The organism is Gemmatimonadaceae bacterium, from assembly GCA_035533755.1.
GTDB lineage: Bacteria > Gemmatimonadota > Gemmatimonadetes > Gemmatimonadales > Gemmatimonadaceae > JAGWRI01.
Window position 1 is genome coordinate 1 of the sequence record DATLTC010000098.1, and the last position, 7,695, is coordinate 7,695.

The window sequence follows — 7,695 nt, forward strand, 5'->3', positions numbered from 1 at the left end:
GGTCGCGAGGTCGCTGAGCGATCGCATCTCGCCGTTCACGGTGCCGCCGGACAGCCGGACGTGCCCGCCCACGGAGACCGCGTCGCCGGTGACGACGCCGCCCGGCCGCACGACGACGTCGCCGCGGAGCGCGATCGCGTCGCCGTTCACGCGGCCGTCGATCTCGAGCGGCCCGTTGGCCACGGCCACGTCGCCGTTCACGGTGGCGCCGGCCGGAATGGTGCGGCCGCCGAGGGCGAAGCTGTCGGCGGGCGGCACGTGGGGCAGGCCGAGCGAGGCGCCGAGCCGCCCGATGTCGGCGCGGAGGCGCGAATCCAACTGTTGCGGCGCGGCCGGCGTTCCGCCGCCGGCCGCGGTGGACTGCGCCACGGAGGGCGCGGCGGCCAGGGAGACGGCGGCCAGCGCGACGAGCATCGGGAGGGCCCGCATGGCTCAACTCCTCCGGCGCGCGGAGGATGCGATGGCGCGAAGGCCGAAGGCCGAGGCGGCGGCGGCCAGCAGGAACCCGCCGGCGATGAGGGCGAGCCCGGTGAGGCCGCCCTGCTGGAGGGTGGTCACCACCTGAGGGCCGAACAGCGCGACCATGCCGTCGCGGCCGGCCTGGGCGGCCGCATCGCGCAGATGGTTGCCGGCGATGTTGGTGGCGAAGGCCACGAGATCACCGCGGGCGGCCAGCCAGAGGGTGGCGCCGGTGAGCGTGGCGCCGCCAGCCGCCGCGAGGCCGGCCGCCGCCAGTCGGGCCGGACGCGACCGCGGGACGTAGCGGACCACGGTGTCGCGCGCCGCCACGTGCCAGGGCACGAACACCGGCACCTGGGCCATGACCCTGTCGGCCAGCGTGAACGAGGGGGCGAAGCGGGGAAGCTCCTCGAGGGCGGCCACGACCACGCGCGCGCTTTCGAGTTGGGCACGGCACTGCGCGCACTCCCGCGCGTGTTCGCGCAGGGGGGCGACGCCGAACCCGACTTCGTCGTCGAGCAGGAGATCGAACTCTTCTGGGAGCAGGTGCCGGTAATTCACAAAGCCTCCACGGTGTCCTACGGCCGGCGGACGGCGCCGGTTTCAGGGGGAACGGGGGTGATGGACGTCACTGCTTGAGGTGCTCGAGGAGCCCGCGCAGCTCGTGGCGGGCCCGGTGGATGTAGGTCTTGACGGTGCCCAGCGGGAGATCGAGGGTGGCCGCGATCTCCTCGTAGGACTTGTCCTCGACGTGGCGCAGCAGGATGCACGCCCGGTACTCGGGGCGCAGTTGGGCGATGGCGGTCTCGATGGCCGACCCGAGTTCCCGGGCCTCCATGCGATCGAGGGCCGATTCGTCTCTGGACGAGACGTCGAACGAGGTGGCCTCCACGGCATCGCTGGTCATGGCGTGGGGGGAGCCGTCCATGCTGACGGTATCGAGCTGGCGCCGCCGGAGGTGATCGATGGCGACGTTGTTGGCGATCTTGAACAGCCAGCTGGAGAACTTGAACTCCGGCCGGTAGCGGTCGATGTGTTGGAGCACCTTGATGAAGGTGTCCTGGGAGAGGTCCTCGGCGAGTTCGCGGTCGCGCACCATCCGGAACACGAGCGAGAACACGGGTCGCTCGTACCGGCGGATGAGCTCGCGGTACGCGGCGTCGCGGCCTCGCTGGGCGAGCGCGACGACGTCAGCGTCCGGAAGGTTGGCGAGGTCGAGGGCTGGAGGCATCGAGCGGGGGCCGGCGACGCGTGGAACGCGAGGCTCGGCGACCCAGAGGAACCTATGCGGGGTACGCCGCCCGAGCCAGCGGCTTCGCTTGCCGCGGCCGCGGCGCCCGGCGAAGTTACGTGGATGGCCGTGAAAGACGTGGAAGCCGCCGAGGCGCGGGCCGCCGCCGCATGGGGCGACGAGAAGCGCGCCTACGTGCAGCGCATCTTCTCGCAGATCGCGCCGCGCTACGACCTGTTGAACCATCTGCTGAGCTTCAACGTCGACCGCCGGTGGCGCCGGGAGGCGATCGCGGCGCTGGACTGGACCCGGCGGCCGGCCGGCCGCTATCTGGACGTCTGTGCGGGCACGCTCGACGTGGGGGCGCAGTTGGCGCGCGTGCCCGGGTTCCGGGGCTCGGTGGTGGGCGCCGACTTCGCCGAACCGATGCTGCGGGCCGGGTTGGGCAAGGCGCCGCCCGAGGTGGTGCACCCCGTGGTGGCCGACGCCCTCGGCCTGCCGCTGGCCGAGGGATCGATGGCGGGGGCGATCGTGGCCTTCGGCATCCGCAATCTGTCGGATCTCGATGCCGGGCTGCGCGAGGTGTTGCGGGTGCTGGAGCCCGGCGGGCGGTTCGTGATCCTGGAGTTCTCCACGCCGCCGTCGCCGCTGGTGCGGGCGGGCTACCACGCCTATTTCCACCACGTGCTGCCGTTCATCGGCGGGCTGGTGAGCGGGCACCGCACGGCCTATCGCTACCTGCCGGCCTCGGTGGCGAATTTCCCGTCGGGGCGGGCGCTGGCCGACCGGATGACGCGGGCGGGGTTTGCCGGCGTGCACTGGCGCCCGTTGACGCTCGGCGTCGCGGCCCTCCACGTGGGGGTGCGCGCATGACGGTGCGGGTTCCTTTGCCGGGCACTCCGTGACTCTCGATACTCTCTCGACGTTCGTCGAGGCGCTGGACCGCGCCGGCGAGCTGGTGCGCATCACGCAGCCGGTGTCGGTGAACCTCGATCTGTGCGAGATCGCCGACCGCGCCATGAAGCAGCCGGGGGGTGGGCCGGCGCTGCTGTTCGAGCGGCCGATCCTCATGAACGGCGCGCCGTCGGCGTATCCGGTGGGGATCAACCTGTTCGGTTCGATGCGGCGCATGGCGATGTCGCTGGGCGTGACCGATCTCGACGCGATCGGCGCGCGCATCACCGCGCTGCTCGAGATGAAGGTGCCCGAGGGGCTGGTGGCCAAGCTGTCGCTGCTGCCGCGGCTGCTCGAGCTGTCCAAGTTCCCGCCGCGCACGCGCGCCGGCGGGGCGCCCTGCCAGGAGGTGGTGTGGCGCGGCGACGAGGTGGACCTCGACCGGCTGCCGCTGCTCAAGTGCTGGCCGGAGGACGGGGGCGCGTATATCACTTTTCCAATGGTGATCACGCGCGATCCCACGCGCGGCATCCGCAACGTGGGCATGTACCGCGTGATGCAGACGGGCAAGGCCACGCTCGCCATGCACTGGCAGCGCCACAAGGTGGGCGCGGCGCACTGGCGCGAGATGGCCGCGCGCGGCGAGCGGATGCCGGTGTGCATCGCGCTGGGGGGCGATCCGCCGTCCATGTATTCGGCCAGCGCGCCGTTGCCGCCCACGGTGGACGAGTTCCTGTTCGCGGGATTCCTGCGCAAGGATCACGTGCAGCTGACGCGGGCGCTCACCTGCGACCTCGAGGTGCCGGCCGAGGCCGACTTCGTGATCGAGGGGTACATCGACCCCGCCGAGCCGCTGGTGACCGAGGGGCCGTTCGGCGATCACACGGGGTTCTACTCCCTGGCCGACCTGTACCCGCAGGTGCACGTGACGGCGATCACGATGCGCCGGGCGCCGATCTTTCCGGCCACGATCGTGGGCCGGCCGCCGATGGAGGATTTCTATCTCGGGCACGCCACCGAGCGGATCTTCCTGCCGCTGCTCAAGCTGACGGTGCCGGAGATCGTGGATTACCACATGCCGGCCGAGGGAATCTTCCACAATCTGGTATTCGTGTCCATCGACAAGCAGTACCCGGGGCAGGCGCAGAAGGTGATGAACGCGCTCTGGGGCCAGGGGCTGATGTCGCTGGCCAAGGTGCTGGTGGTGGTGGACAAGTGGGTGAACGTGCGCGACCCGCGGGAGGCGTGGTGGGTGGCGCTCAACAACCTCGATCCCGAGCGCGACACGCGGTTCACGATGGGGCCGGTGGACGTGCTCGACCATTCGAGCCGCGCGTTCACGTACGGCTCGAAGATGGGGCTGGACGGCACGCGCAAGCTGGCCGAGGAGGGGTTCACGCGCGATTGGCCGCGGGTGATCGCGATGGACGAGGCGACGCGGCAGCGGGTGGACGCGATGTGGGCGTCGCTGGGGTTGCCGTGGCGATGAGCGCGCGCGAGGGCCAGACGTTCGCCCACCGCGGCTCGCGGTTCATCGCGTACGTGAATCTGGTGAAGCTGCCGCACACGGTGTTCGCGCTGCCGTTCGCGCTGGTGGGGGTGATCCTGGCGTCGTACCGGCGCCCGATTCACCTGGCGCAGGTGGCGTGGGTGGTGGTGGCGTTCACGGCCGCGCGGTTCGCGGCGATGGCATTCAATCGCATCGCCGACCGCGACATCGACGCCCGCAACCCGCGCACGGCGATGCGGGAGATCCCGCGCGGCGTGCTGTCGGTGGCCGAGGCGTGGGGGTCGGTGATCGTGGCGTCGGCGCTGTTCGGCTTCGCGGCGTCGCGGTTGAACGAGCTCTGCTTCGCGCTCTCGCCGGCGGCGCTGCTCTGGGTGTTCTTCTACAGCCACACCAAGCGATTCACGCGGTGGGCGCATCTCGTGCTGGGCGCCGGCACGGCCATCGCGCCGGTGGGCGGGTACCTGGCGGTGACGGGGGCGTGGAGCCGGCCGTGGTGGATGCTGGTGGCGTTGGCGGCCGCGGTGATGACGTGGGTGGGCGGGTTCGACGTGTTCTATTCCCTGGCCGACATGGATTTCGATCGCGCCAACGCGCTCTACTCGCTGCCGGCCAAGGTGGGCGCGCGGCGCGCGATCGCGATCGCGCACGTGCTGCACGCGATCACGGTGGCGGCGCTCGTGGCGGTGGGCGTGGCCACGCATCTGGGCGTGTTCTACTGGCTGGGGGTGGCCCTGGCCGGCGCGATCCTGGCGTACGAACATTCGATCGTGCGGCCGGGGGATCTCTCGAAGCTCGATGCGGCGTTCTTCTCGATGAACGGCATGCTCAGTCTGGCGTTCTTCTTCTTCGTCCTCGCCGAGCGCGTGCGGCCGATGCTCATGCTCGGCCTGCACACGGGGCGCTAGTCATGGCCGCCTCGCCCCCGATCGTCTTCGCGATCACCGGCGCCTCGGGGGCGCCGTACGCGGTGCGGCTGCTGGAGCAGCTCGTGGCGGCGCGGCGGCCGGTGCAGCTCATCGTGTCGAGCCACGGGCTGCGGCTGCTGCGCACGGAGACCGATCTGGCGAGCGTGGCCGACCTGCGCTCCGCGGTGGGCGCCCGGGCGTGGGACCGGCTGGTGACGGCGTTCGACGACGCCGACCGGGGGGCGGCGCCGGCGTCGGGGTCGGCGCTCAACGCCGGCATGGTGATCTGCCCGTGCTCGATGGGCACGTTGTCGGCGGTGAGCGTGGGGGCGTCGCGATCGCTGGTCGAGCGCGCCGCCGACGTGGCGCTCAAGGAGCGGCGGCCGCTGATCCTGGTGACGCGCGAGACGCCGCTGAGCGCGATCCATCTGGAGAACATGCTGCGGCTCACGCGCGCCGGGGCGGTGGTGATGCCGGCGGCCCCCGGGTTCTACCACCGGCCGTCGCGGGTGGAGGATCTGGTGGACTTCATCGTCGCCCGCGTGCTCGACCACCTGGGGGTGGCGCACGAGTTGGCGGCACGCTGGCAGGGCGAGAAGCCGGGGCGGGGCGCGCGCCGGTGAGCGCGCGCGTACACCTGGTGGGGCTGATCGCCGACACGCACGGCGTGGTGCGGCCGGGCGTGTTCGCGGCGCTGGCCGGCGTGGAGTTGATCCTGCACGCCGGGGACGTCGGCGACGGCGTGCTCGAGGAGCTGGAGACGATCGCCCCCGTGCGCGCCGTATATGGAAACACGGATGTGCCCGGCGATCCACGGCTGGCCGAGGCGCTGGACGAGACGATCGGCGGCGTGCGGGTGCACGTGAGCCACGGCCACGAACTGGGGAGTCCGACGCCGCCGGCGCTGCTGGCGCGCTACGCGGCCGACGTGATCGTGTACGGACACACGCACCGCCCGCTGCTCGTGAGAGCAGACGGGCGGTGGGTGGTGAATCCAGGGGCGGCTGGGCCGCGGCGGTTCGACATCGCGCCGAGCGTCGCCCGCATGCGCCTCTCAGGTCACGACGTCTCCATCACACACGTACCCCTCGTTCCCTGAATCCACCGGGTCCTACTTGCTCGTGATCGCGATCTTCTTGCCGTTGGCCTTGGATTCCTTGGTCTTGGGCAGGGTGACCGTGAGCATGCCGTTCTCGAACGACGCCTTGACCTTGTCCTGGTCCACCGACGTCGGGAACGAGAACGCGCGCTCGAACGCGCCGTAGCTGCGCTCCCAGACATGGTACTTCTTGTCGCCCTCGGACTTCTCCTCGCTCTTCTCGCCCTTGATGGTGAGCATGCCGTTCTCGAAGTCGGCGCTCACGTCCTTGGCGGTCATGCCGGCCAGTTCGGCCGTGACCGTGAACTCGGTGGGCGTCTCCGAGACCTCGACGGCGGGATTCCAGCCGAGCGGTTCCAGGAACGACGGCACGAGCGGCTCGTAGGCCGGCACGTTGAACGCCTTGCGCAGGCGGCTCTGCATATCGTCGAGGTCGCGCGTGAGGGTGGAGATGAAGGGCAGCCGCGTGCCGGCCGTTCGGGTGACTTGGATGTTGGGCATCGATACCTCCTGCCTGCTGCTACTTGGGGGGAACCTGCACCGGATCGCGGTCTGTGATCCGGCGGCTCCGCCCGCGGTCACACGCGCCCGTGCGCGGGGTATCGCGGGTGGGGCGAGAACACGAAGGTGCGCTTGGTCAGGCGATGGTCCGCGACCGCCGTCGTGATGTCGAGCGCACTGATGATCCCCACCAGCCGGCCGGCGTCGAGCACGAGCAGGCGGTGGATCTCGCCGCGCCGCATGTAGTCGGCCGCCGTCTCGACGGTGGCATCGGGAGGCAGCGAGAACACGACGTGCGTCATCGCCTCGTTCACGGTGTGCTCGGAGAGCACGTCCCACTCCCTGCGATCCACGGTGCGCATCCGCTCGACGACGTCGGCCATGTCGCCGGCGACGGCGTCGGAATAGAACGCGGCGACGGCTTCATACCCGTCGTCGTCGCCCTCGATGTCGTTCGCCGCCTCGTCGGGAGGCAATCCCGGGCTGTTGGCGATGAACTCCACGATGTCGAAGAGCGACAACACTCCGAGCACGGAGTCCCCGCTCACGACCGGCGCCCCCGAGATATGCGAACCCGCAAGACGCTCGGCGGCTTCGCGCAATGTCAGATCGGGCCCCATGGTAATGGGGTCTGCGGTCATGATCTCGCGGACCTTGAGCATCCCTTCCTCCTCGATACCGCAGAACGTACGAGACGGTGATTCACGCGTCTGTCGGCGTTCGGGAGTGGGTTTGTCCGGCGTGCGCCGACGGTGAGTGTGCGGGTTTACCGGGCGGTCGGCGGGCGCGTGTGCGTCAATTCCCCCGGATGCGCGCGGAACCAACTCGAGAGCAGCATCAGCTCGTCGATCTCGTGCGTGGGCACGCGCGCGCCGCGCGGCTCGTCGCCGCCGAAGACAGCGGCCGAGAGTTCGGCCAGCGCCCGCCGCTCGGCGCGCGAACGCGGCGCCGCCACCTCGCCGCGCACGCGGCCGCGGCGAATGAGATACACGCGATCGTCGCCGTCGGCCCCCGCCACCCGATACTGGAACGAGAGCGATTCGACCGCGAACCGCAGCCGGTCGAACTGCTCCCGCAGCGCCTCCAGCCGGCCGAG

Annotated in this window: 11 protein-coding genes; 5 read left to right on the plus strand and 6 right to left on the minus strand. The window is 70.8% G+C overall.

From position 1 onward, the window contains the following. From VNE60_13390 to VNE60_13400, 3 genes are all read right to left on the minus strand, one after another. On the minus strand, positions 1-429 hold a 429-nt coding region (locus VNE60_13390), incomplete at its 3' end, for a polymer-forming cytoskeletal protein (GenBank protein HVB32514.1). Positions 430-432: 3 nt separating this feature from the next. After that, positions 433-1,020 carry a hypothetical protein gene (locus tag VNE60_13395; GenBank protein HVB32515.1) on the minus strand — a complete coding sequence of 196 codons (588 nt, stop codon included), beginning with the start codon at positions 1,018-1,020 and terminating at the stop codon, positions 433-435. A 67-nt stretch (positions 1,021-1,087) separates the two neighbouring features. Then, entirely contained in the window at positions 1,088-1,690 is a 603-nt protein-coding gene (locus tag VNE60_13400) for a sigma-70 family RNA polymerase sigma factor (GenBank protein HVB32516.1), read from the minus strand. Positions 1,691-1,813: 123 nt separating this feature from the next. Here VNE60_13400 and VNE60_13405 point away from each other — a divergent pair, with 123 nt between their 5' ends. From VNE60_13405 to VNE60_13425, 5 genes are read left to right on the plus strand one after another with little or no spacing between them, the layout of a single operon-like run. Beyond that, positions 1,814-2,563 (plus strand): ubiquinone/menaquinone biosynthesis methyltransferase, encoded by a 750-nt coding sequence (locus VNE60_13405; GenBank protein ID HVB32517.1) that lies wholly within the window; start codon positions 1,814-1,816, stop codon positions 2,561-2,563. 28 nt (positions 2,564-2,591) lie between these two features. Beyond that, a complete protein-coding gene (locus VNE60_13410) occupies positions 2,592-4,073 on the plus strand; it encodes a menaquinone biosynthesis decarboxylase (protein ID HVB32518.1) in 1,482 nt (493 codons plus the stop codon). Beyond that, entirely contained in the window at positions 4,070-4,999 is a 930-nt protein-coding gene (locus VNE60_13415) for a UbiA-like polyprenyltransferase (GenBank protein HVB32519.1), read from the plus strand. The genes VNE60_13410 and VNE60_13415 overlap by 4 nt, the downstream gene beginning before the upstream one ends. Before the next feature lie 2 nt (positions 5,000-5,001). Further along, complete coding sequence (locus VNE60_13420; GenBank protein ID HVB32520.1) at positions 5,002-5,622, plus strand: flavin prenyltransferase UbiX; 621 nt, start codon at positions 5,002-5,004, stop codon at positions 5,620-5,622. Beyond that, positions 5,619-6,098: a metallophosphoesterase family protein gene (locus tag VNE60_13425; GenBank protein HVB32521.1), complete on the plus strand. Its 480-nt coding sequence runs from the start codon at positions 5,619-5,621 to the stop codon at positions 6,096-6,098. The genes VNE60_13420 and VNE60_13425 overlap by 4 nt, the downstream gene beginning before the upstream one ends. Positions 6,099-6,110: 12 nt before the next feature. Here the strand turns inward: VNE60_13425 and VNE60_13430 are convergent, their stop codons facing one another. From VNE60_13430 to VNE60_13440, 3 genes are all read right to left on the minus strand, one after another. Continuing rightward, positions 6,111-6,599, minus strand: coding sequence for an Hsp20/alpha crystallin family protein (locus tag VNE60_13430; protein ID HVB32522.1), 489 nt, complete (start codon positions 6,597-6,599; stop codon positions 6,111-6,113). A gap of 77 nt (positions 6,600-6,676) precedes the next feature. Beyond that, complete coding sequence (locus VNE60_13435; GenBank protein HVB32523.1) at positions 6,677-7,261, minus strand: CBS domain-containing protein; 585 nt, start codon at positions 7,259-7,261, stop codon at positions 6,677-6,679. Positions 7,262-7,365: 104 nt separating this feature from the next. After that, positions 7,366-7,695, minus strand: a 330-nt coding sequence (locus tag VNE60_13440; GenBank protein HVB32524.1) for a hypothetical protein, incomplete at its 5' end; no start/stop codon positions are given.